At 62.2% G+C, this 22,460-nt stretch carries 22 protein-coding genes; 5 read left to right on the forward strand and 17 right to left on the reverse strand.

The window, feature by feature from the left end:
- Positions 1-41: 41 nt before the first annotated feature.
- Together nirD and nirB are read right to left on the reverse strand one after the other, a co-directional pair.
- Positions 42-368 carry a nitrite reductase small subunit NirD gene (gene nirD / locus C1N62_RS02710; RefSeq protein ID WP_137762178.1) on the reverse strand — a complete coding sequence of 109 codons (327 nt, stop codon included), beginning with the start codon at positions 366-368 and terminating at the stop codon, positions 42-44.
- Positions 365-2,914 carry a nitrite reductase large subunit NirB gene (nirB, locus tag C1N62_RS02715; protein ID WP_137762179.1) on the reverse strand — a complete coding sequence of 850 codons (2,550 nt, stop codon included), beginning with the start codon at positions 2,912-2,914 and terminating at the stop codon, positions 365-367. Before nirB ends, nirD begins: the two co-directional genes overlap by 4 nt.
- 337 nt (positions 2,915-3,251) lie before the next feature.
- On the opposite strand from nirB, the gene glsB reads away from it, so the two are divergent.
- Entirely contained in the window at positions 3,252-4,178 is a 927-nt protein-coding gene (gene glsB / locus C1N62_RS02720) for a glutaminase B (RefSeq protein WP_137764883.1), read from the forward strand.
- Between the two features lie 36 nt (positions 4,179-4,214).
- Complete coding sequence (locus C1N62_RS02725; RefSeq protein WP_137762180.1) at positions 4,215-4,949, forward strand: DUF2884 domain-containing protein; 735 nt, start codon at positions 4,215-4,217, stop codon at positions 4,947-4,949.
- A 40-nt stretch (positions 4,950-4,989) separates the two neighbouring features.
- On the opposite strand, the gene hemW is transcribed toward C1N62_RS02725, so the two are convergent.
- From hemW to C1N62_RS02755, 6 genes are all read right to left on the reverse strand, one after another.
- Positions 4,990-6,129, reverse strand: a complete 1,140-nt coding sequence (hemW, locus tag C1N62_RS02730) for a radical SAM family heme chaperone HemW (RefSeq protein ID WP_137762181.1) — start codon at positions 6,127-6,129, stop codon at positions 4,990-4,992.
- The gene (rdgB, locus tag C1N62_RS02735) at positions 6,122-6,715 is read right to left on the reverse strand and encodes an RdgB/HAM1 family non-canonical purine NTP pyrophosphatase (protein WP_137762182.1); all 594 of its coding nucleotides are present in this window, start codon (positions 6,713-6,715) and stop codon (positions 6,122-6,124) included. The genes hemW and rdgB overlap by 8 nt, the downstream gene beginning before the upstream one ends.
- 74 nt (positions 6,716-6,789) lie before the next feature.
- Positions 6,790-7,083: a DUF167 family protein YggU gene (gene yggU, locus C1N62_RS02740; protein ID WP_137764884.1), complete on the reverse strand. Its 294-nt coding sequence runs from the start codon at positions 7,081-7,083 to the stop codon at positions 6,790-6,792.
- On the reverse strand, positions 7,080-7,634 hold the full coding sequence (locus tag C1N62_RS02745) for a YggT family protein (RefSeq protein ID WP_137762183.1): 555 nt from the start codon (positions 7,632-7,634) through the stop codon (positions 7,080-7,082). Before C1N62_RS02745 ends, yggU begins: the two co-directional genes overlap by 4 nt.
- A 20-nt stretch (positions 7,635-7,654) precedes the next feature.
- Positions 7,655-8,476, reverse strand: coding sequence for a pyrroline-5-carboxylate reductase (gene proC / locus C1N62_RS02750; RefSeq protein WP_137762184.1), 822 nt, complete (start codon positions 8,474-8,476; stop codon positions 7,655-7,657).
- 42 nt (positions 8,477-8,518) lie between these two features.
- Entirely contained in the window at positions 8,519-9,229 is a 711-nt protein-coding gene (locus C1N62_RS02755) for a YggS family pyridoxal phosphate-dependent enzyme (protein ID WP_137762185.1), read from the reverse strand.
- A gap of 21 nt (positions 9,230-9,250) precedes the next feature.
- Here C1N62_RS02755 and C1N62_RS02760 point away from each other — a divergent pair, with 21 nt between their 5' ends.
- Positions 9,251-10,279, forward strand: coding sequence for a type IV pilus twitching motility protein PilT (locus C1N62_RS02760; RefSeq protein ID WP_137762186.1), 1,029 nt, complete (start codon positions 9,251-9,253; stop codon positions 10,277-10,279).
- Here the strand turns inward: C1N62_RS02760 and ruvX are convergent.
- From ruvX to metK, 8 genes are all read right to left on the reverse strand, one after another.
- On the reverse strand, positions 10,270-10,692 hold the full coding sequence (gene ruvX, locus C1N62_RS02765) for a Holliday junction resolvase RuvX (protein WP_137762187.1): 423 nt from the start codon (positions 10,690-10,692) through the stop codon (positions 10,270-10,272). The genes C1N62_RS02760 and ruvX overlap by 10 nt on opposite strands.
- The gene (locus C1N62_RS02770; protein ID WP_137762188.1) at positions 10,692-11,255 is read right to left on the reverse strand and encodes a YqgE/AlgH family protein; all 564 of its coding nucleotides are present in this window, start codon (positions 11,253-11,255) and stop codon (positions 10,692-10,694) included. The genes ruvX and C1N62_RS02770 overlap by 1 nt, the downstream gene beginning before the upstream one ends.
- A gap of 120 nt (positions 11,256-11,375) precedes the next feature.
- Positions 11,376-12,326 (reverse strand): glutathione synthase, encoded by a 951-nt coding sequence (gshB, locus tag C1N62_RS02775; RefSeq protein WP_137762189.1) that lies wholly within the window; start codon positions 12,324-12,326, stop codon positions 11,376-11,378.
- Positions 12,327-12,336: 10 nt separating this feature from the next.
- Positions 12,337-13,068 carry a 16S rRNA (uracil(1498)-N(3))-methyltransferase gene (rsmE, locus tag C1N62_RS02780; protein WP_137762190.1) on the reverse strand — a complete coding sequence of 244 codons (732 nt, stop codon included), beginning with the start codon at positions 13,066-13,068 and terminating at the stop codon, positions 12,337-12,339.
- Positions 13,069-13,163: 95 nt separating this feature from the next.
- On the reverse strand, positions 13,164-13,871 hold the full coding sequence (gene endA / locus C1N62_RS02785) for a deoxyribonuclease I (protein WP_137762191.1): 708 nt from the start codon (positions 13,869-13,871) through the stop codon (positions 13,164-13,166).
- Between the two features lie 86 nt (positions 13,872-13,957).
- Complete coding sequence (locus tag C1N62_RS02790; RefSeq protein WP_137762192.1) at positions 13,958-14,470, reverse strand: SprT family zinc-dependent metalloprotease; 513 nt, start codon at positions 14,468-14,470, stop codon at positions 13,958-13,960.
- Positions 14,471-14,554: 84 nt separating this feature from the next.
- Positions 14,555-15,958 carry a sugar porter family MFS transporter gene (locus C1N62_RS02795; RefSeq protein ID WP_137762193.1) on the reverse strand — a complete coding sequence of 468 codons (1,404 nt, stop codon included), beginning with the start codon at positions 15,956-15,958 and terminating at the stop codon, positions 14,555-14,557.
- A gap of 443 nt (positions 15,959-16,401) precedes the next feature.
- Positions 16,402-17,556, reverse strand: a complete 1,155-nt coding sequence (metK, locus tag C1N62_RS02800; protein WP_137762194.1) for a methionine adenosyltransferase — start codon at positions 17,554-17,556, stop codon at positions 16,402-16,404.
- Between the two features lie 844 nt (positions 17,557-18,400).
- Here metK and speA point away from each other — a divergent pair.
- Both speA and speB read left to right on the forward strand, forming a co-directional pair.
- Entirely contained in the window at positions 18,401-20,380 is a 1,980-nt protein-coding gene (gene speA / locus C1N62_RS02805; RefSeq protein WP_137764885.1) for a biosynthetic arginine decarboxylase, read from the forward strand.
- Positions 20,381-20,491: 111 nt separating this feature from the next.
- Complete coding sequence (gene speB / locus C1N62_RS02810) at positions 20,492-21,418, forward strand: agmatinase (RefSeq protein ID WP_137762195.1); 927 nt, start codon at positions 20,492-20,494, stop codon at positions 21,416-21,418.
- Between the two features lie 61 nt (positions 21,419-21,479).
- On the opposite strand, the gene C1N62_RS02815 is transcribed toward speB, so the two are convergent.
- Positions 21,480-22,232, reverse strand: a complete 753-nt coding sequence (locus tag C1N62_RS02815) for a M48 family metallopeptidase (protein ID WP_137762196.1) — start codon at positions 22,230-22,232, stop codon at positions 21,480-21,482.
- Positions 22,233-22,460: the final 228 nt, after the last annotated feature.

Below are 22,460 nucleotides of genomic sequence, written 5' to 3' on the forward strand. Positions count from 1 at the left end.
TTTCTCAGGGTTAAAAGCGGGGCCTTGCGGCCCCAAAAAAGTCAGAGGTTAATCTCGATGCGGCCAGCGCGGACGCGCACCGGGTAGCTGGCGATGGAGCGGCTCTCCTCCTCCATGCACTGCCCGTCACGCAGCCGGAAGCGCTGTTTTTTCAGCGGGCTGGCGACCCACAGCTCGCCCTGATGCTCGGCGATGATGCCGCGCGACAGCACGCTCGCTTGGGCGAAGGGATCAATATTGCTAATGGCGAACACCCGCTCGTCACGCCACGGACGGAACAGGGCCACCTGCTCACTGCCAGCCAGCGCGCAGACGCCGCAGCCGGGCAGGATGGCTTCCAAGGGGCAGAGATCGATCCACTGGCTCATTTCGTCACCTCCTGATCCAGCAGTTGCACCGGGATACGCTCCTCCGGGCGCGCCGGGCGGTGCTGGTCGCGCTCCGGCGTCCACTGCACGTTCGGGTCGCGCAGCGGGCTATTGATAAAGTGGGCAAAGCGCGCCAGTTGCTCTGGGTGCGCCAGCGTTTCTCGCCATTCACAGCTCACCTGACCGCGCAGGCGCGCCATCTCCTCCTCCAGCTGCGCATTCAGCCCCAGCTTGTCGTCAATGATCACGCTGCGCAGGTAGCCGATGCCGCCCTCCAGGCTCTCCAGCCACAGGGAGGTACGTTGCAGTTTGTCGGCGGTGCGCAGGTAGAACATCATGAAGCGGTCGAGGTAGCGCACCAGCGTCTCGCGATCGAGATCGGCCGCCAGCAGGTCGGCGTGGCGCGGCTTCATGCCGCCGTTGCCGCAGACATAGAGGTTCCAGCCATTTTCAGTGGCGATGATGCCGACGTCTTTGCCCTGTGCCTCGGCGCACTCGCGGGTGCAGCCAGAGACGCCAAATTTCATCTTGTGCGGAGTGCGGATGCCCTTGTAGCGGTTCTCCAGCGTGACGCCGAGGCTCACGCTGTCACCGACGCCAAAGCGGCACCACGCGCTGCCGACGCAGGTTTTCGCCATGCGCAGCGCCTTGGCGTAGGCGTGGCCGGTCTCGAAGCCCGCGTCGATCAACCGCTGCCAGATGGCTGGCAGGTCATCTTTCTGCGCGCCGAACAGACCGATGCGCTGTGAGCCGGTGATCTTGGTGTAGAGCCGGTAGTCGCGCGCCACTTCGCCAATCGCCAGCAGCCCCTCTGGCGTGATCTCGCCGCCAGCGGAGCGCGGGATCACCGAGTAGGTGCCATCTTTTTGGATGTTGCCGAGGAAGATGTCGTTGCTGTCCTGCAACGGGGTGTGTTGCGGCGCCAGCACATAGTCGTTCCAGCAGGAGGCGAGCAGCGAGCCGACGGTCGGCTTGCACACCTCGCAGCCATAGCCGCGGCCATATTTCGCCAGCAGCGCGTCAAAGGAGGTGATGCCCTCCACGCGGATCAGGTGGTAAAGCTCCTGCCGGGAGTAGGGGAAGTGCTCGCAGAGGTGGTGGTTGACCTCGATGCCCTGTTTGCTCAGCTCGGCGTTCAGCACCTGGGTCACCAGCGGCACGCAGCCGCCGCAGCCGGTACCGGCCTTGGTTTCGGCCTTCAGGGCGGCGACGGTGTGGCAGCCAGCCTGTACCGCGCGGATGATGTCGCCCTTGGTGACGTCAAAGCAGGAGCAGATCTGCGCCGTCTCCGGCAGCGACTCCACGCCGATGGCCGGTTTGCCGCCGCTGGCGTGCGCTGGCAGGATCAGCGCGTCCGGGTGCTCTGGCAGCGGGATGGCGTTCAGCGCCAGTTGCAGCAGGTTGCCGTAGTCGCTGGTGTCGCCCACCAGCACCGCGCCGAGCAGCGTTTTGTTATCCTCGCTGACCACCAGCCGCTTGTAGATCTCCTGGCGCTCATCCAGATAGACGTAGCTGCGCGCGCCCGGCGTGCGCCCCTGCGCATCGCCAATGCCGCCGACATCCACACCAAGCAGCTTCAGCTTGGCGCTCATGTCCGCGCCGGTGAAGGCGTTGTCGCGGCCCAGCAGGTGATCGGCCGCCACCTGCGCCATCTTGTAGCCCGGCGCGACCAGCCCATAGACTTTTTCATGCCAGGCGGCGCACTCGCCGATGGCGTAGACGTCCGGGTCGGCGCTCTGGCACTGGCTGTTGATCACGATGCCGCCGCGCGGCGCGGTGGGCAGCCCACACTGTTGCGCCAGCTTGTCCTGCGGCCGGATGCCGGTGGAGAAGACGATGAAGTCCACCTCCAGCGCGCTGCCGTCGGCGAACTGCATGGTTTTGCGCGCTTCACGGCCCTGCTGAAGGATCTCCTGGGTGTTTTTGCTGGTGTGCACCCGCACGCCCATCCGCTCGATTTTCTGGCGCAGCTGTTCGCCGCCCAGCCGGTCGAGCTGTTCGCCCATCAGCACCGGTGCGAACTCCACCACGTGGGTCTCCACGCCGAGGCTCTTCAGCGCGCCAGCCGCTTCCAGCCCGAGCAGGCCGCCGCCGACCACCGCGCCGCGCTTGCTGCGGCGGGCGCAGGACTCAATCGCGTTGAGATCCTCGATGGTGCGGTAGACGAAGCAATCCTGCCCCTCCGCGCCCTTGATCGGCGGCACCCACGGGTAGGAGCCGGTGGCCATCACCAGTTTGTCATACCAGACGGTACGGCCGGTGTTGGAGTGGATCACCTTCTCCTGACGGTTAAGGGTGATGGCGCGCTCGCCGAGCAGCACCTTGACGCCGTGCTTCTCGTAGAAACCCTCACGAACCAGCGACAGCTCCTCAGCGGTATGGTGGGAGAAGTAGGAGGAGAGATGGACGCGATCGTAGGCGATGCGTGGCTCCTCACAAAAAACGGTAATTTCGAACTGGCCCGGCTCCGCTTTTTCCATCAACTCTTCGATGAAGCGGTGGCCTACCATCCCGTTACCGATCACAGCAACTCTGACTTTGCTCATTTTTGCCTCAGTTTCTTTTATGCTGCGCTTACGATAACGGGTTGGCTGGCGTGAATATTGATGCAAATCAATCTCGCCTTGGGATCACTCTTTAGAGGTATGTGGATGATTTATCACCATATTTATAAGTTGCGGATTATATTCAACTTTGGCTGAAACGAATCAGTGCCGACGGGCTGGCCGCAATTGCCAACCGCGCCATTTTTGGTCGCTATGGTCAAACTTTCGGCGGAAGGCGGGAATAGGGCAGTGCGGCATTGCTGAAACCCGGCCCAAGAGGATATTTTGGGGGTGAAAATTTCATGAAGGAGTGGGGACAGTGCGTGAGGCACCCAAGGTGATGACAGAATTGGATAACGGCCTGCTGGAGGAGATCGTCAATCTCACCCGCCCGTTGATTGGGCAGGGCAAGGTGGCGGACTATATCCCGGCGCTGGCGGAGGTGCCGGCGGATCGGCTGGGCATTGCCATCTGTACGGTGGATGGGCGGGAGTACTATGCTGGCGACGCCGCCGAGCGCTTCTCCATCCAGTCGATCTCCAAGGTGCTGAGCCTGACGCTGGCGCTGACGCGCTACCCGGAGCAGGAGATCTGGCAGCGGGTGGGCAAGGAGCCATCAGGCCAGCCGTTCAACTCGCTGGTGCAGTTGGAGCTGGAGCAGGGCAAGCCGCGCAACCCCTTCATCAACCCCGGCGCGCTGGTGGTGTGCGACATGCTGCAAACCCGCCTCAGCGCCCCGCGCCAGCGGATGCTGGAGGTGGTGCGCCAGCTCGCCGGCCAGCCGGACATCGGTTACGACGGGCGGGTGGCGCGCTCGGAGTTCGACCACGGCGACCGCAACGCCGCCATCGCCTACCTGATGAAGTCATTTGGCAACTTCGAGAATGAGGTGCTTTCGGTACTTCAGACCTATTTTAATTACTGTGCCCTGCGCATGAGCTGCCGCGAATTGGCGCGCGCCTTTGTCTACCTCGCCAACCGTGGGCAGGCGCTGGATGCGGAGACGGCGCTGCTATCGCCCCGTCAGGCGCGGCAGATCAATGCGCTGATGGTGACCTGTGGCATGTACAACGGCGCGGGTGAATTTGCCTACCGGGTCGGGATGCCAGCCAAGTCTGGCGTGGGCGGCGGCATCATCGCCGTGGTGCCGGATGAGATGTGCATCGCCGTCTGGTCACCGGAACTCGATCCGGCAGGGAACTCTTTGGCCGGCACCGCTGCCTTAGAGCATCTGGCGCAGCGTCTTGGCCGTTCGATATTTTAAGCTGCCGCCCGCCGGGTGGCAGAAGAGGGAGTCAGTATGCAATTGAAGAAGATCGTACAGAGCGGGCTGTGTGCCGCCATCCTGCTGGCCGCCGGGCAGGCGCAGGCGGATTACCAGTGCAATGTCAAACCGCAGGATGACATCGTTATCACCCCACAGAGCGTGCAGGTGGTAGGGGCCAGTGGCAACGTGGTTATCTCGCCGAACGGCGACGTGAACCGTGGCGGCCAGATGGTGAATCTGGACGCCCTGCAACGCCAGAAGGCGGTTGATTATCAGGCGGCGTTGCGCCGCGACCTGCCGTGGATTGACACCGGCGCGCAGCAGCATCTGGAGAAGGCGCGGGTGGCGCTCGACGGCGTCATCGTCGAGCAGCTCGGCAGTGGCAGCAACGTGCGCAACCGGCTCACCACGCTTAATGGCCAGCTCAAGCAGCAGATGAACCGCATTCTGGAGCACCGCAGCGACGGGCTGGTGTTCCACCATCAGGCGATTGATCAGGTGCGGGCAGACGGCGAGCGCATCGTGCAGCAGAGCCTGGGCGGTGTGCTGCAAGACAGCCTGAACGAGATGGGCGTCAAGCAGGCGGCCGGTGCCTCGGACAGCAACCCGTTGCAGGCGGTGATGGGCAACCTCGGCGGGCTGCAACAGGCGATTCAGGCGGAGTGGAGCAATCAGGAGCAGGAGTTCAACGCCTTCGGCCATGAGGTGTGCAACCGCGTCACCGCGCTGGAGAACCAGCGGGCCGGGCTGCTCAGCAGCCTGAAGTGATGGGCCAGTAAAGAAAAGGGCGCCTTCGGGCGCCCTTTTTTTACTCTTCGCTCAGGAACAGCTCCAGCAGCGAGTTGAGGAACAGCTTGCCGTGCGGCGTGATCTGCCACATCTCGGCGTTCTCCGTCAGGTAGCCCTGTGCCAGCGCCTCATCGATTTGCGGGCGCACCACGCTCTCCGGCAGGCCGGTGAAGGCGGTGAACTCGGCGCGCGGCGCTGGCTCCAGCAGGCGGAAGCGGTTCATGAAGAACTCGAACGGCAGCTCTGCCGCCGCCACCGCATACTCTTTGTCGAGGTAGCGCCCCTGCATATAGCCGCGCGGGTGTCGGGTCTTGCTGGTGCGCAGCAGGGTGCCGTCAGCCAGCGTGATCTTGCCATGCGCGCCGCAGCCGATGCCAAGGTAGTCGCCAAAGCGCCAGTAGTTGAGGTTGTGGTGGCACTGGTAGCCCGGCTTGGCGTAGGCCGAGGTCTCATACTGCTGGTAGCCCGCGGCGGTCAACAGGGCATCGCCCTGCTGGAAGATGTCCCACAGCGCGTCATCATCCGGCAGCACCGGCGGGCGCGAGCTAAACAGGGTGTTCGGCTCAATGGTGAGCTGGTACCAGGAGAGGTGCGGCGGGTTGAGGGCGATCGCCTGACGCAAATCGTCGAGCGCCTCCTCCAGCGTCTGGTCTGGCAGCCCGTGCATCAGGTCGAGATTGAAGCTGCGCAGCCCCAGCCCGGCGGCCAGACGCGCGGCGCGTTTCGCCTCCTCCGGCCCGTGGATGCGCCCAAGGCGGGTCAGCTTCTCCGGGCTGAAACTCTGCACGCCGATGGAGATGCGGTTGACGCCAGCGCGCTGGTAGCCGCTGAAGCGGTCTGCCTCCACGGTGCCGGGGTTGGCCTCCATGGTGATCTCCGCGTCCGCCGCCAGCGGCAGGCGGGCGCGCACGCCATCCAGCAGCGTCTGCATCGCCTCGGCGCTCAGCAGGCTCGGGGTGCCGCCGCCGATGAAAATGGTGGTAATGGTGCGTCCTGCAACCTTCGGTACCTCAGTATCCAGATCCGCCAGCAGGTGCGCGACATAGTCGTCATGCGGCACCTCGCCCTTGAGGGCGTGGGAGTTGAAGTCGCAGTACGGGCACTTCTGCACGCACCACGGGATGTGGATATAGAGGCTCAGCGGTGGCAGTTTACGCATGTTTAATCGCATCCAGCAGCTGTGACAGCGCCCTGCCACGGTGGGAAAGCTCGCGCTTCTCCTCGCGGGTCAGGGCGGCGGCGGTCTTGCCGGCTTCCGGCGCGAAGAAGATCGGGTCGTAGCCAAAGCCGTTGGTGCCCTCGGCGGCGAAGGTGATCTCGCCCGGCCATGCGCCGTGGCAGACCAGCGGCGTCGGGTCATCGGCGTGGCGCAGGTAGACCAGCACGCAGTGGAAGCGGGCATGGCGACGGCCGGGCGGCACATCCTGCAACGCCACCAACAGCTTCTCCAGATTTTGCTGGTCGCTGGCATTCTCCCCGGCATAGCGTGCGGAGTAGATGCCCGGCGCGCCGCCCAGCGCGTCCACCGCCAGACCGGAGTCGTCGGCAATCGCTGGCAGGCCGGTCAGGCGCGAGGCGTGGCGCGCCTTGAGGATGGCGTTTTCAATAAAGGTCAGGCCGGTCTCTTCCGCCGACTCCACCCCGAGATCGGTTTGGGCGACCACATCCAGGCCAAAATCAGCCAGCAGATGGGCCAGCTCGCGCACTTTGCCGGCGTTACCGGTGGCGAGAACAACTTTTTGCATGAGGGTATCCTGCTGTCACGAGGGTGCCGCCGCAGCGGCACCGTAGAGTAAAGAGTGACGCCGCATGGGCGGCGTCAGGGGGCGAGCAGTGCCGCGACTTCCGGGGGGATCTGCCGCGGCGCAAGGATGCGAATCTGTTTGTGGCGTCCCAGCTCGCCCTTTTCGATCACCACCTGGTGCTTGGCGACGCGGAACTGCTTCGCCAGATACTTCACCAGATGGGCATTGGCCTGCCCATCCACCGGCGGGGCGGTGATGGCGACCTTCAGTTCGTCACCATGCAACCCGACCAGTTGGTCACGGCTCGATTTGGGCTGAATATATAGCCTGAGCAGCAGCCCGTCCAGTTGCGTGGTGACGGCGGTCACAGCAGCATCCACAGCTGACCGAAGAGATCCATGCCCAAGTAGTTGAGCAGGTAGAGAACCAGCACCACCACCATCGCGGAGAAATCAATGCCGCCCATCGCCGGGATCACGCGGCGCACCGGGGCCATCAACGGCTCGGTCAGCTGCATCAGCACATAGTCCATCGGGCCGTTGCCGCGGCTGACCCAGCTCATGATCGAGCGGATGATGATCATCCAGAACACCAGATAGCCGGCGGACTTGATCACCGAGATCAGGCCGAACAGCAAATTATAGGGGCTGAGCGACAGCCCGCCCCCCTGAATCAGCAGCAGCAGCGGGTATTTGATGGTCATCAGCAGGAAGGCCAGCAGCAGCGAGGCGCTGTCAACCGGCCCCAGCGACGGAACCACCCGGCGCAGCGGGCCGACCACCGGCTGGGTGATGCGCACCACAAACTGTGAGAAGGGGTTGTAGAAGTCAGTACGCGCCCACTGCATCCAGATGCGCAGTAGCAGCACCATTACGTAGAGATCAATCAGCGTTTTGACCAAAAAAGTCAGCGTCAGCATAAATTACCTTGTTGTTGTGATTAAAACTGTTTTTCCATGTCCTGCGCGCGGGCAATCGCGGCCTGCATCGCCTCGGCGACGATCTCCGGCAGCTTCTGCTCGTTGAACACCCGCAGCGCCTCCGCCGTGGTGCCGCCCTTGGAGGTGACGCGTTCGCGCAGCGTGCCGATACCCTCATCCGGGCTGGCCTCCACCAGCGCCGCCGCGCCGCTGGCCGCCTGTTGCACCAGCAGGCGCGCCTTGTCGGCCGCCATGCCCTGACGCTCCAGCTCCTGCTGCATCGCCTCCATAAACAGGAAGAAGTAGGCCGGGGCGCTGCCAGCGGCGGCGATCACCTGATTGATGCCCGCCTCCTGCTCGACCCAGCAAATTTTGCCGACCGAGCGCATCAGGTCAGCGGTGAAATCGCGGTCGGCGGCACTGACGTAATCGGGCGCGTAGAGGCCGCTCATCCCTTTGCCGACCAGCGACGGGGTATTGGGCATGATGCGCACGATGTTCAAACCCTCGCCCAGCAGCTCGCAGAAGCGGGTGACGCTGACGCCCGCGGCGATCGACAGCACCAGCTTGCCGTGGAAATCGACCTGCCCGCGCAATGCGTCGCAGACACTGGCCATCAGCTGCGGTTTCACCGCCAGCACCACCACCTCCGCCGCGGCGGCGCAGGCCGCGTTGTCACTGCTGCTCTTCACGCCATATTGTTCGGCCAGTTGGTCACGGTGGGTGGCCGACGGCGCACAGACGCTGATGGATTGGGCCGGATAGCCCCCGTCAACCAGACCGGCGACAATCGCGCCAGCCATGTTGCCCGCGCCGATAAAGGTAATGTTGCGATGTTGCATGGGACTCCTTGTTGGATGTTATGCAGCAAAAAGGCCGCGCGCTCAGCGTGGCTCGCCGTAGTCGCGCGCACCAAAAATGGCGGTGCCAATCCGCACCAGCGTACTGCCAGCGGCAATGGCGGCTGGCATGTCATCAGTCATGCCCATGGAGAGGGTATCCATCTGCGGGTGGCGCGCCTGCATCGCCGCCAGCGCGTCAGCCATCTGGCGGAACACCGCCAGCTGGCGCGCCGGGTCGCTCTCCGGTGCCGGGATCGCCATCAGCCCGCGCAGTTGCAGGCGTGGCAGCGCTGCCACCGCGTCCACCAGCGCTGGCAGTTCAGCCAGCGTGACGCCAGACTTGCTCGCCTCGTCGCTGATATTGACCTGCACCAGCACATTCAGCGGCGGCAGGTGCGCTGGGCGCTGCTCATTCAGGCGGGTGGCGATCTTCAGGCGGTCAACGGTATGGCACCAGCCAAAATGCTCGGCCACCAGACGGCTCTTGTTGGATTGCAGTGGGCCGATGAAGTGCCAGCTCAGCTCGCCAGCCAGCGGGTGGGTGGCGAAATGCTGGATCTTCTCCACCCCCTCCTGCACATAGTTTTCGCCGAAGGCGCGCTGGCCAGCGGCCATCGCTTCTTCGAGCGCGCTCGCAGGTTTGGTTTTGCTAACCGCAAGCAGCGTAATCTCTTTGGCATCCCGCCCGCATTCTGATGCAGCAGCGGCGATCCGGCGGCGAACATCCTGTAAATTGTGCTCAATCGTACTCATAGTGGCTCAGAGGTGGTGGAGATGGATATCAATGAATGGGTGGCCCTTAGTGTAAAGCATAATGCCTCCGATCTGCACCTCTGTACCGGACATCCGCCCATCTGGCGGCAGGATGGGCGGCTGCGGCGGGATGAGCGCCAGCCGCGCCTCTCCGCCGCCGCGCTGGCGGCATGGTGTGACCGCTGGCTGGCAGAGCCACAGCGGCAGGCGCTGGTGGCAGAGGGACAGGTGGATCTGGCGCTGACCCTGCCCGCAGGGACGCGATTGCGGGCGCACCTGTTCCAACAGGCGGAGGGGCTGTCATTGGCGCTGCGCCCCTTGCCGGTAAGCTGCCCGCAACTCTCGGATCTGGGCGCGCCGCCGGTGCTGGCGGAGTGGGCGCTGGCCGCCGATGGGCTGTTGCTGGTCACCGGCGCGACCGGCAGCGGCAAATCTACCACGCTGGCGGCGCTGGTTGGGCACCTCAACCGGCAGGCCGCGCGGCACATCATCACGCTGGAAGACCCGATTGAGTTCCTGCACACCAGCGAGCGTTGCCTGATCCAGCAGCGGGAGATTGGGCCGCACAGCCGCACCTTTGCCGGGGCGCTACGGGCGGCGCTGCGTGAAGACCCGGATGTGATTTTGCTGGGGGAGCTACGTGATGCCGACACCATCCGGCTGGCGCTAACCGCCGCCGAGACCGGGCATCTGGTGATGGCGACGCTGCACACCCGCGGCGCGGCGCAGGCGGTGGAGCGGCTGGTGGACACCTTCCCGGCGGAGGAGAAGGCCTTTGTCCGCGCCCAGCTGGCCGGCAGTTTGCGGGCGGTGGTGTCACAGACGCTGTGCGCCACCGCCGGGGGCGGCCGGGTGGCGCTGTTTGAGACGCTGGCCGTCACGCCAGCGGCCAGCCACCTGATCCGCGAGGGCAAAAGCCACCAGCTGCCAGCGCTGCTGCAAACCGGCGCGCAGGCCGGGATGCAGACCTTTGCCCAGAGCCGCGCACAGCGGCTGGCACAGGGGGTACGTTTTGAGACGGAAGCGGGTGGGGCGGGCGTTCAGCCGTAGTGGTTTTCGAACCAGCTCTCAAGGATCACCACTGCGGAGGCGGAGTCAACGCTGCCCTTGTCGAGGGCGCGGAAGCCGCCACGGTCGAACAGGTGGGCGCGCGCCTCTACGGTGCTGAGGCGCTCGTCATGCAGCTCAACCTGCACGCCGAAACGGCCATGCAGGCGGTTGGCGAACTTACGCGCGCGGGCGGTCAGCGGTTGCTCGGTGCCGTCCATATTGAGCGGCAGGCCGACCACCACCAGATCGGGTTGCCACTCTTTCAGCAGCTTCTCGATTTTGGGCCACTCTGGCGTGCCGTCCTGTGCCTTGAAGGCGGGCAGGGCGCGGGCGGTGCCGGTGATCTCCTGGCCAATCGCCACGCCAATGCTCTTGGTGCCGAAATCAAAGGCGATCAGGGTGCGGTTGCTCATCAGGCGTGCCCCGCCTGCGTGGCGATGTTGGCGATGTCGATGCCAAGGCGACGGCCCGCCTCGCGCCAGCGGTCAGCGATCGGCACGTGGAACAGGATATCTACGCTGGCCTCCGAGGTGAGCCAGGCGTTCTCCAGCAGCTCCTTCTCCAGCTGGCCCTGCTCCCAACTGGCGTAGCCCAGCGCCACCAGCACCTCTTCCGGCTGGTCTTGGGTGCCGAGCGTCTCCAGCACATCCTTGGAGGTGGTGATCATGGTCTGGTCAGAGATCAGGATACTGGAGCCAAAACCCTCACGCGGGGTATGCAGGATAAAGCCACGATCTTCCGCCAGCGGGCCGCCGGAGAAGACCGGCTTGTCCAGACGGATGGCGGGATCGCGCTCAACGGGGGCGATTTTCAATTTGTTCAGGACACCTTCAACAGTGAACTGCTCAACCGGTTTGTTAATGACCAGCCCCATCGCGCCTTCTTCATTGTGTTCGCAGATATAGACTACGGCACGTTTGAATTGCGGATCGTCCAAAGAGGGCATGGCAATAAGAAAGTGATGCTGTAAATTCATTATAGTTTGGAGCTTTCGCGGGGTTAAAGGGTACACAATCTGTAGTATGCGGCGTGCGGCCAGCCAAGTCACTGGCCGCAATCTGAAAAGGCGGCCAGTTTCCGGGCTTTTTAGCGGGGATTAACGGGCAGCCAGGCGTTTCTCAATTGCATCCATCAACATACCGGTGATGGAGATGGGGAACGCCGCCTCGATCTCGCGAGCGCAGGTCGGGCTGGTGACGTTGATCTCCGTCAGGCGGTCGCCAATGATGTCGAGGCCGACAAAGATCAGCCCTTTCTGCTTCAGGATCGGGGCCACGGTGCGGGCGATCTGCCAGTCGGATTCGCTCAGCGGGCGCGCCTCGCCACGGCCACCGGCCGCCAGGTTGCCACGGGTTTCGCCCTGCGCCGGGATACGCGCCAGACAGTAGGGCACCGGCTCGCCATCCACCACCAGCACGCGCTTGTCGCCGTCTTTAATAGCTGGCAGGTAGTTCTGCGCCATGCAGTAGCGGCTGCCGTGCTCGGTCAGGGTCTCGACGATGACGGACAGGTTGGGGTCATCCTGCTTCACGCGGAAGATGGACGCGCCGCCCATGCCGTCCAGCGGTTTGAGGATGATGTCACCATGCTCCTGATGGAAGCTGCGCAGGTGCGCCTTGTCGCGGCTCACCAGCGTGTCCGGCGTCAGCTCCGGGAACCAGGCGGTGAACAGCTTCTCGTTGCAGTCACGCAGGCTCTGCGGCTTGTTGACCACCAGCGTGCCCTTGTCCTCGGCGCGCTCCAGAATGTAGGTCGCGTAGACAAACTCGGTATCGAACGGCGGGTCTTTGCGCATCAGCACGGTGTCGAGCTGGTGCAGCGGGATATCCTGCTCTTCACCGAACTCATACCACTGCTCATAGTTCTGCTCGACGCGCAGCAGGCGGGTGCGGGCGCGTGCCTCGCCACCGCGCAGGTAGAGGTCGCGCATCTCCATGTAGTGGATTTCCCAACCACGGCGCTGCGCTTCCAACAGCATGGCGAAACTGGTGTCTTTCTTGATGTTGATGGAGGAAATCGGGTCCATCACGATGCCGAGCTTGATCATTGTTTCTCCTTTAGCCCAGGTCGCCAAAACGGACCTGGAGGGCGGTTATCGCAGTGAGCGCCGTCGTTTCGGTGCGTAAAACGCGCGGTCCCAACAAAATATCGGTAAAGCCAACGGTGGCGGTCATGGCGATCTCATCTGCGGAGAGTCCCCCTTCCGGCCCAATCAGCAAGCGAACCTTTTCCACCGGCAGCGGCAGGGTGTTGATGCTCTGGCTGGCGCGCGGGTGCAGGTTGAGTTTCAGGCTCCCATCCTCCTCCTTACACCAGACGTCCAGCGGCATCGCCTCGCGGATCAGCGGGATGCGGTTGCGCCCGCACTGCTCGCAGGCGGCGATGGCAATCTTCTGCCACTGCTGGATCTTCTTCGCCAGCCGTTCGCCGTCCAGTTTAACCCCACAGCGCTCGGAAAACAGGGGGGTAATTGTGCTTACGCCCAGCTCAATGGATTTCTGGATAGTGAACTCCATCTTCTCGCCCCGTGAAATAACCTGTCCGAGGTGCAAGTCGAGCGGGGACTCCACATCCTCCACCACGCCGTCGCCCAAGGTGACGCGGACGCTCTTTTTGTCTACCTGCGCAATCTCTGCCGGGAACACCTGATTACTGCCGTCAAAGAGGTGCAGGTGCTGGCCTGCGCTCATGCGCAGCACGCGGCCGACGTGGTTGGCCGCCTCATCGCTCAGCATGATGCTGCTGCCGGAGGCCAGTGGCTCCGGATGGTAAATGCGGGGAATGCGCATAACGTGGGTTCAACTTCCTGTGACATAAGGGGCCGCCAGCTGCGGCATGACGAGCGCGCCAGCCACGGGCTGGCGCGCGGAGTGCCTAGTGTAGGTTAGCCTTTTCGCTGCTGGCAAGCCTGCTGCACGTAGGGGTTGTGGTTGCCCTGCACGGCGGCGATGCGGTTGTCACGCTCGCACTCCCAAGCGGTGACCGGATACTGACGGTTCCAGACGTCAAACAGCTGGGTCTGCTGGCTGGAGAGGCGCAACTGGTAGCGATCACGCATGTAGAAGTAGGTGCGGGCGATGGAGCCACGCGCGCGTGCCGGTGGCTCGGCGCTCTTGTCCTTGAAATCGACCTTCATCTCACAGCGGCCATACTGGCCTTCGCCGCCGCGCCACTGGCTGTAGAGGAAGTTGCCGCGATCGCCATTCACTTCGCCGACCGCCGGCTGCAAATTGTGCAGGTCGGTTTCAATGCGGCGGTACTCCTTATCTTTCACGCAGTTTTTGCGGCCGCCCTCCTGCCAGCACTGGCGCTGGTGGCCAAACTGCCAGGCTGGCACCACGTGCTCCCACTCAATGCGGTTGGCGCGCAGGGCGCTTTTGCGCACCTGATAGCCGCAGGAGGCGAGATCCGGGATCCCTTTCTTGCCCTGCCAGTTGATTTTACAGCCGCAGTAGAAGTCACCGGGCGCGCCCTGATGAATCTTGACCGCTTCCGCCTTGGCCTGGCTGAAGTTATTGATCTCTTTTGCGACGCCGCTAAACGGCAGCAGAGCGCCGGTAACAAGGAGGGTAAACCAGATTTTGCGAGACATATTCCAAAACTGCCTGAAGAGAAAAGGGGGAGAGTAACGGATGCGTAACAGCGAGGCAAATCAATGGATACATTTTGCCGACAGGCTCACGCGCGCCCCGGCTCATCCGGTTGCAGCAGGCCGCCGCACTGGCGGCAACGGTACTCCGCCTCCTTGCGCTGCACGCGATTGTGGCGGCGCAGCGTCAGCTCATGTTTCTGGCAGCCGCAGCGGTAGGGGAAGGTCTTGCTCTGCACCGAGGCGATGCCAAACGAGTGGGTACGGTGTGCCGGTACGCCAAGCACCGACTCCATCATCCACTGCCACTGCTTGCCATGTGGCGGCACGCGGCCAAAGTGGCGGTGCACCAGCAGGTGCGCCAGCTCATGCGGGATCACCTGATCGATAAACGCCTGCTGGTTCTCCAGCAGCAGCACCGGGTTGAGGCGAATCTCCCAGCGCTCGAGCCAGGCGGTGCCCGCGGACGTGCCGCGCTGCTGGTAGAGCAGGGCGGGTTCCGGGTAATCCGTGCCCAGCCGCGCATTGGCCTGCCGCAGTGACTGGCGCAGGCGGAGCATCACGGCCTGTTGCAGGGCGATGGGAAGGCGGACGGGTTTCATAGGCGGCAGGATAGTGAACCTGGCCGGCGCTGGCAATAAAAAAGGGCGCCCCGAGGGGCGCCCTTCACTGGCTGTGGTGCGGAATCAGTCGCGGGAACCGATGTCACGCAGCTTCTTGCCGGCCATCAGGTTGCGCTCGATGTGCTCCAGCGAGACGTTTTTGGTCTCCGGGATCAGCGCGATGGTGATGAAGATGAACACCACGTTCAGCGCGCCATAGACCCAGAAGGTGTTGGCGTTGCCGAGGCTGTCCAGCATGGTCAGGAAGGTCGCGCCGACCACCATGTTGGCGATCCAGTTGGTCGCGGTGGAGATGGTGATGCCGAAGTCACGCCCTTTCAGCGGCTGGATCTCGGAGCAGAGCACCCAGATCAGCGGGCCGGCGCTCATGGCGAAGCCAACGATGAACATCAGCAGCATGGCGATGGCGAAGTACTTGGCGCCCATCGACTCGACACCGATGTGCAGCATGGTGCCCAGGATACCCATGCCAACCGCCATCACCATGAAGCCCAGCTTCAGGGTCGGCTTGCGGCCCCAGCGGTCTACCAGACCGATGGCGATGAAGGTCGCCAGCACGTTCACCAGACCAACGATCACCGTGCCCCACATCTGCTGGGAGGTGCTGGCGAAGCCCGCCAGGCCGAAGATTTTCGGCGCGTAGTACATGATGACGTTCATGCCGGTGAACTGCTGCATCACCTGCAACAGGATGCCGAGGAACACCGCGCGGCGGAAGTTCGAGTTGCTCTTGAACAGCGCCCAGCCAGACTGCTTCACCTTCAGGCTTTCACGGATCTCATCCAGCTCACGCTTGGCCTGCTCGCTGGTGTCACGCAGCTTCTCCAGCACGCGGCGCGCCTTCTCGTTGCTGCCACGGGCCGCCAGCCAGCGCGGGCTGTCCGGCAGGAAGAAGACCCCTACCAGCAGCAGGAGCGCCGGGATGGTGATCACGCCCAGCATCCAGCGCCATGCGCCGCTGTAGCTGAAGCCGGTGTCGGAGAGGTAAGCGCCCAGGATGCCGATGGTGATCATCAGCTGGTACATGGAGATCATGCTGCCGCGGATGCGCTCCGGCGCAATCTCAGAGAGGTAGATCGGCGCGGTATAGGACGCGATGCCAACTGCCAGACCGAGCAGCACGCGTGCGATGATCAGCACGTCCACGTTCGGGGCCAGTGCAGAGGCCAGAGAGCCAATCACAAACAGCACTGCGCCGATCATCAAACTATATTTACGGCCAATGCGGAAGTTGAGCCAGCCACTGCCGACCGCGCCTACGGCGGCGCCGAACATCATGGAGCTGACCACCCACTCTTGTTGATGGTTGGTTATCTGGAACTCATCGCTCAAGAACGGCAACGCCCCAGCGATGACGCCGATGTCCAGGCCAAACAGCAGCCCAGCCAGCGCGGCAAGAAAACAAACAAAGAAGGTGATTCTGGCACTTGAGCCAGTTCCCTCTTTGCTTAGCGTAAGGTTACTCATTGGGCCTCCAAGACGGCATCTATTACTTAGTTAACTATATTATTTGCCCAGTCGCTCTGATAAAGTGCGCCAGATCACACTTATGTAATCGGTTACACCTATTGTAGCCAGGTATATTACTGATTAATCGACCCTTCCTTACCCCAGCCTCGGGGCAAAAAAGCGTGCGCCAGATTATTTGATGAAGCTCCCTGAAAGAGCAATCAGATTTTGGCGAAAATTTATAAAGTAAATTTATAAGTTATTGTTATTGGTGCCTCTTTTGCGTGTAATCGGTTTCAGTTATCAGAGAAATACGCAGGGCTTTCGCCAGACGTAATAATTTTCTGTTTTGTCGTCAGGTAAACCGCGCTACCCGTGGGGGAAAACTGGCGGGGTGAGTGCAATGCATACAAAAACGCCCCGGCAGGGTTCCCGGCCGGGGCGCAGAGTAGCGGGAAAACTTATTTCAGGCCAGCGGCATCACGCAGCTGAGCGGCCTTGTCGGTCTTCTCCCACGGGAAGTGTTCGCGACCGAAGTGACCGTAGGCTGCCGTCTCTTTGTAGATCGGGTGCAGCAGGTCCAGCATCTGGATCAGGCCGTACGGGCGCAGGTCGAAGAACTCACGCACCAGCAGGGTGAGCTGCTCGGTGGAGACTTTCTCGGTGCCGAAGGTTTCCACCATGATGGAGGTCGGCTCAGCCACGCCGATGGCGTAGGAGACCTGGATCTCACAGCGGTCAGCCAGACCGGCCGCCACAATGTTTTTCGCCACGTAGCGCGCCGCGTAGGCCGCAGAGCGGTCAACCTTGGACGGGTCTTTGCCTGAGAAGGCACCGCCGCCGTGGCGCGCCATGCCGCCGTAGGTATCAACGATGATTTTACGGCCGGTCAGGCCGCAGTCGCCCATTGGGCCGCCGATCACGAAACGGCCAGTCGGGTTGATGAAGTACTTGGTGGACTCCGTCAGCCACTCAGCCGGCAGCACAGGCTTGATGATCTCTTCCATCACCGCTTCTTGCAGCTCTTTCTGGCCAATGTCTTCCGCGTGCTGGGTGGAGAGCACCACGGCGTCGATGCCGACAATCTTGCCGCCATCGTACTGGAAGGTGACCTGGCTCTTGGCGTCCGGGCGCAGCCACGGCAGGATGCCGCTCTTGCGCACTTCAGACTGGCGCTGCACCAGACGGTGCGCGTAGGTGACCGGTGCTGGCATCAGCACATCGGTCTCATTGGTGGCGTAGCCAAACATCAGGCCCTGATCGCCCGCGCCCTGCTCCAGTGGATCAGTACGGTCAACACCCTGGTTAATGTCCGGGGACTGCTTGCCAATGGCGCTCAGGACGGCGCAGGAGTTGGCGTCGAAGCCCATGTCAGAGTGGACGTAGCCGATTTCGCGCACGGTGTTACGGGTGATCTCTTCGATATCTACCCAGGCGCTGGTGGTGATCTCGCCACCTACCATCACCATGCCGGTTTTGACATAGGTTTCGCACGCGACGCGCGCTTTCGGGTCCTGCTCCAGGATGGCGTCCAGGACAGCATCGGAAATCTGGTCAGCGATCTTATCCGGATGTCCTTCTGATACAGATTCGGACGTAAAGAGGTGTTTAGCCATTATCTTCTTCACCTTGAGAAAACGGGTTAATAACTACTGCATGGCGCAGGGCATGCCGAATTGAATAGAGGTAAGCTTGGCTTCCCCGGGGGTCTGAAATGCATCCTGCAATGCCCGCAGACAAGCCGATCGCAGTTCATTGGTTAACCAGTATAGACGGATTAACATCTGGACGGCTATTTTAGGTCAGCTTTTGGCCGGATTGCCAGCGCTTTTTTGCAGGCGTGTTGCAGCACAATGGGCGTGACTGCACAAGGCGTAGCCTGACAAAGCCGGGGGCACATTTTCATTTTGCAATTTCAGTCTGATACCGGTATAACCAGCGCGAATCGGACTGGCGTCCGGCTTATCAACAATTCTCAGAGGCTTGGCTGCTCAAGGGCAGCGTGCGTGGAGGTGGTGAGTTTAATGACCCGCTGTTTACCGGTTGTTACATTTGTGCAGCTACGGCATCCCATGATGTCACTCGCCACGGCAACCTGCCTTTCTTCCCTCTCTTCAACATCTCAACGGTGTTATCCCCCACTGGATGCAACCCAGGATTCCCGGGCCGGCAAGCCTGGTGCCCTGCCTTAACGGCAACGTCTGCGCGCCTGTCCGCGCGGCTGATTGGGATGCTCTGCGGCGTTACAACCTCCGCTTAACCGGTTTGATACCGGAATAATTCACCTCGTGAGTCGAGGTTTGAACCAGGTGTTTTACACTTATAGGGGTGTTAACGCCCTTACACTGCCGCCATTGCAGCGTTTTATCCTGCGAGCCAGCGCGCGGTGTGGGTTGTTCTCATCTGTTATTACTGTGATAGTGGCTGGCCATGTTGTCAGTACAGAACGAGAGGCAAATGATGTCTGATGATATGTTGCACCACCGTCCGTCCGCGTCGGGCGAACCCTTATCTTTGCGCTCCATGCAGGAGGTTGCCATGAATGATCATAATGCCAGCAAGATGCTGCGCACCTATAACGTCGCCTATTGGGGCAATAACTACTATGACGTCAACGAACGGGGCCACATCAGCGTATGCCCGGACCCGGACGTGCCTGAGGCGCGGGTCGATCTGGCAGAGCTGGTCAAGGAGCTGCAACAGGAGGAGGGCCAGCGCCTGCCCGCGCTGTTCTGCTTCCCGCAGATTTTGCAGCACCGCTTGCGCTCTATCAACGCCGCCTTCAAGCGCGCGCGTGAGTCCTTCGGCTATGAGGGCGGCTACTTTCTGGTCTACCCGATCAAGGTTAACCAGCACCGTCGCGTGATTGAGTCGCTGATCAACTCCGGCGAACCGCTGGGGCTGGAAGCTGGCTCCAAGGCGGAGCTGATGGCCGTGCTGGCCCATGCTGGCATGACCCGTTCGGTGATCGTCTGCAACGGCTACAAGGATCGCGAATATATCCGTCTGGCGCTCATTGGCGAAAAGCTGGGCCACAAGGTCTATCTGGTCATCGAGAAGATGTCCGAGATCAAGATGGTGCTGGAGGAGGCGGAACGCCTGAACGTGGTGCCGCGCCTTGGCGTGCGTGCGCGTCTGGCCTCGCAAGGTTCCGGCAAGTGGCAGTCGAGCGGCGGCGAGAAGTCGAAATTCGGTCTGGCGGCGATACAGGTGCTGCAACTGGTGGAGACGCTGCGCGCGGCGGGCCGCCTCGACAGCCTGCAACTGCTGCACTTCCACCTTGGCTCGCAGCTGGCGAACATCCGTGACATCGCCACCGGCGTGCGTGAGTCGGCGCGCTTCTACGTCGAACTGCACAAGCTGGGCGTCAACATCCAGTGCTTCGACGTCGGCGGCGGTCTGGGCGTGGACTATGAGGGCACCCGCTCGCAGTCTGACTGCTCGGTCAACTATGGCCTGAACGAGTATGCCAACAATGTCATCTGGGGCATCGGTCAGGCTTGTAACGAGCACGGCCTGCCGCACCCGACGGTGATCACCGAGTCTGGCCGCGCCGTGACCGCCCACCACACGGTGCTGGTCTCCAACGTCATTGGCGTGGAGCGCAACGAGTTCAGCGAGCCGCTGCCGCCGACCGAGGAGGCACCGCGCGCGTTGCAGAGCCTGTGGGGCACCTGGCAGGAGATGCATGACCCGGCCAACCGCCGTTCGCTGCGTGAGTGGCTGCATGACAGCCAGATGGATCTGCATGACGTCCACACCCAGTACGCCCACGGGATGCTCGACCTGACCAACCGTGCCTGGGCCGAGCAGCTCTACCTGAACATCTGTAACCTGATCCAGCAGCAGCTGGACCCGAGCAACCGTGCGCACCGCCCGATTATCGATGAGTTGCAGGAGCGTATGGCTGACAAGTTTTACGTCAACTTCTCGCTGTTCCAGTCGATGCCGGATGCATGGGGCATTGACCAGCTCTTCCCGGTGCTGCCGCTTGAGGGGCTGCACCAGCCGCCGGAGCGCCGTGCGGTGCTGCTCGACATCACCTGTGACTCCGATGGCACCATCGACCACTATGTGGATGGCGATGGCGTCGCGGCCACCATGCCGATGCCGCCGTATGACCCGGAGAACCCGCCGGTGCTGGGCTTCTTTATGGTGGGCGCGTATCAGGAGATTTTGGGCAACATGCACAACCTGTTCGGCGACACCGCGGCGGTTGACGTCTACGTCTTCCCGGACGGTAACGTCGAGGTGCAGCAGTCTGATGAGGGCGACACCGTGGCCGACATGCTGGAGTATGTCCAGCTTGACCCGAACGTCCTGCTGACCCGCTTCCGCGATCAGGTGAAAGAGACCGACCTCGACAGCACGCTACAGGCGGAATTCCTGGCGGAGTTTGAGGCGGGCCTCTACGGCTATACCTATCTGGAAGACGAGTAACCTGCCGATCCCCTGGCTGCCGCGCTTGCGGGCGGCCGGGGGATTTTTTTATCCCTGAACTGTAGGCGGCCGCCGCGCGCGGCCCGAATCCATAATAGAAGAGGACGAACTATGAGCACGTTGGGCCATCAAGCCGATAACTCTCTGGTTTCCAATGCGTTTGGTTTTCTGCGTTTTCCCCTGAACTTCCAGCCGTATGACAGCGACGCGGAGTGGGTCATCACTGGCGTGCCGTTTGACATGGCCACCTCCGGCCGCTCTGGCTCCCGCCTCGGCCCGGCAGCGATCCGTCAGGTCTCCGTCAACCTCGCGTGGGAAGGCAAGCGCTGGCCGTGGGATTTCGACCTGCGTGAGCGCCTGAAGGTGGTGGATTGCGGCGACGTGGTGTTCAACTTCGGCGACGCGCAAGACCTGACCGACAAGTTGCAGGCCCACGCGGAGAAGCTGCTGGAGAATGGCAAGCGCCTGCTCACCTTCGGCGGCGACCACTTCATCAGCCTGCCGCTGCTGCGCGCGCACGCCAAGCACTTCGGCAAGATGGCGCTGGTGCATTTCGATGCCCACACCGACACCTACTCCAACGGCAGCAAGTTCGATCACGGCACCATGTTCTTCCATGCGCCGAACGAAGGGCTGATCGACCCGGATCACTCGGTGCAGATCGGGATCCGTACCGAGTTCGACAAGGATCTGGGCTTTACCGTGCTGGATGCCGCGCAGGTCAATGACCGCAGCGTGGATGACATTCTGGCGCAGGTGAAACAGATCGTTGGCGACCTGCCGGTCTACCTGAGCTTCGACATCGACTGCCTGGATCCGGCCCACGCGCCGGGCACCGGCACCCCGGTGATTGGCGGCCTGACCTCTGACCGCGCGCTGAAGCTGGTGCGTGGCCTGAAAGATCTGGGTCTGGACATCGTCGGCATGGACATCGTGGAAGTGGCCCCGGCTTACGACCAGTCCGAGATCACCGCGCTGGCCGCGGCGACGCTGGCGCTGGAGATGCTGCACGTGCAGGCGGACAAGAAGGGCGCCTAAGCCTCTCCCGTCCCAATAAAGAAAAAGCAGCCCAAGGGCTGCTTTTTTTATGGGGCTTGGATTACTTGCCGGCGGCGATGCGCTCACGGATATGTTTGGCGCGCGCCTCGGAGGAGGGGTGATCGTCAAACCAGCCGATGCTGTTGCCCTGTTCCAGCTTTGCCAGCTTCTCAAAGCTGGTGGCGAGGCCATTCGGGTCGATGCCGCGCTGCTTCAGCAGGTCAAAGGAGTAGTCATCCGCCTCGGACTCCTGCTTCTGGGAGAACTGGGCGTTAACGAACTTCTCGCCGATGTCCGCCAGTTCCGACTGCGAGAGCGCGCCGGTGATGCCGCCCAGCGAGGAGGCGGCGGTGCGCGCGGCAGTGGTGGCGTAGGCCACCTGCATCGCCTTGCGGGTGTGGCCGAGCGCCACGTGGCCCATCTCATGGCCGAGCACGCCCTCGACCTCATTGTCATCCATCAAATCCATCAGCCCGCTATAGACGCGGATGCAGCCGTTCGCCATCGCCCAGGCGTTGACGTCCTTGGTCAGGTAGACCTTGTAGTTGGCTGGCTGGCCGTTGATGTTATCGCCGAGCGCGGCGGCGATTTTGGTCAGCCGCTGGCTGTACTCGCTGCTCGCTGGCGCGATCTGGGCTTTGCTGTCCATCTCTTCGCAGGACTGGACGCTCAGGGCCTTCACCTGCGCATCACTGAGGGTCGCCGCCTGAAAAGCCTGCGCGCCGGATTGCAGTAAAGATTGGGAGTTCATGTTCTGGCAACCCGCCAGCAGGGCGGTGATGCCAATGGCTAACAGCGCAGGGCGCATCTTCATACAATTAACTTCCTGTGAGGTATAACAAGGGAACCGGCAAAGCATAACCCAACCGTAAAGAAAACGTTAAGCTATGCGACAGACATGGCCCGGCATAGACCATTTTTCCGAAAATGTGCGGCAAAATGGCTGACAAGTTGTGATCCCTTTCACAAATAGTTTTAAGGATTGCCGATTCAATGCGGAGTCTGACAAAATGCCTCACTTATTAGCTTCTTTAATCCGACC

Source organism: Nissabacter sp. SGAir0207, from assembly GCF_005491205.1.
Taxonomy (GTDB): domain Bacteria; phylum Pseudomonadota; class Gammaproteobacteria; order Enterobacterales; family Enterobacteriaceae; genus Chimaeribacter.

Coding starts and splice junctions, on each gene's coding strand:
- nirD (WP_137762178.1), bottom strand. CDS start 368: ATGAGCCAGTGGATCGATCTCTGCCCCTTGGAAGCCATCCTGCCCGGC.
- nirB (WP_137762179.1), bottom strand. CDS start 2,914: ATGAGCAAAGTCAGAGTTGCTGTGATCGGTAACGGGATGGTAGGCCAC.
- C1N62_RS02725 (WP_137762180.1), top strand. CDS start 4,215: ATGCAATTGAAGAAGATCGTACAGAGCGGGCTGTGTGCCGCCATCCTG.
- hemW (WP_137762181.1), bottom strand. CDS start 6,129: ATGCGTAAACTGCCACCGCTGAGCCTCTATATCCACATCCCGTGGTGC.
- rdgB (WP_137762182.1), bottom strand. CDS start 6,715: ATGCAAAAAGTTGTTCTCGCCACCGGTAACGCCGGCAAAGTGCGCGAG.
- C1N62_RS02745 (WP_137762183.1), bottom strand. CDS start 7,634: ATGCTGACGCTGACTTTTTTGGTCAAAACGCTGATTGATCTCTACGTA.
- proC (WP_137762184.1), bottom strand. CDS start 8,476: ATGCAACATCGCAACATTACCTTTATCGGCGCGGGCAACATGGCTGGC.
- C1N62_RS02755 (WP_137762185.1), bottom strand. CDS start 9,229: ATGAGTACGATTGAGCACAATTTACAGGATGTTCGCCGCCGGATCGCC.
- C1N62_RS02760 (WP_137762186.1), top strand. CDS start 9,251: ATGGATATCAATGAATGGGTGGCCCTTAGTGTAAAGCATAATGCCTCC.
- ruvX (WP_137762187.1), bottom strand. CDS start 10,692: ATGAGCAACCGCACCCTGATCGCCTTTGATTTCGGCACCAAGAGCATT.
- C1N62_RS02770 (WP_137762188.1), bottom strand. CDS start 11,255: ATGAATTTACAGCATCACTTTCTTATTGCCATGCCCTCTTTGGACGAT.
- gshB (WP_137762189.1), bottom strand. CDS start 12,326: ATGATCAAGCTCGGCATCGTGATGGACCCGATTTCCTCCATCAACATC.
- rsmE (WP_137762190.1), bottom strand. CDS start 13,068: ATGCGCATTCCCCGCATTTACCATCCGGAGCCACTGGCCTCCGGCAGC.
- endA (WP_137762191.1), bottom strand. CDS start 13,871: ATGTCTCGCAAAATCTGGTTTACCCTCCTTGTTACCGGCGCTCTGCTG.
- C1N62_RS02790 (WP_137762192.1), bottom strand. CDS start 14,470: ATGAAACCCGTCCGCCTTCCCATCGCCCTGCAACAGGCCGTGATGCTC.
- C1N62_RS02795 (WP_137762193.1), bottom strand. CDS start 15,958: ATGAGTAACCTTACGCTAAGCAAAGAGGGAACTGGCTCAAGTGCCAGA.
- metK (WP_137762194.1), bottom strand. CDS start 17,556: ATGGCTAAACACCTCTTTACGTCCGAATCTGTATCAGAAGGACATCCG.
- speA (WP_137764885.1), top strand. CDS start 18,401: ATGTCTGATGATATGTTGCACCACCGTCCGTCCGCGTCGGGCGAACCC.
- speB (WP_137762195.1), top strand. CDS start 20,492: ATGAGCACGTTGGGCCATCAAGCCGATAACTCTCTGGTTTCCAATGCG.
- C1N62_RS02815 (WP_137762196.1), bottom strand. CDS start 22,232: ATGAAGATGCGCCCTGCGCTGTTAGCCATTGGCATCACCGCCCTGCTG.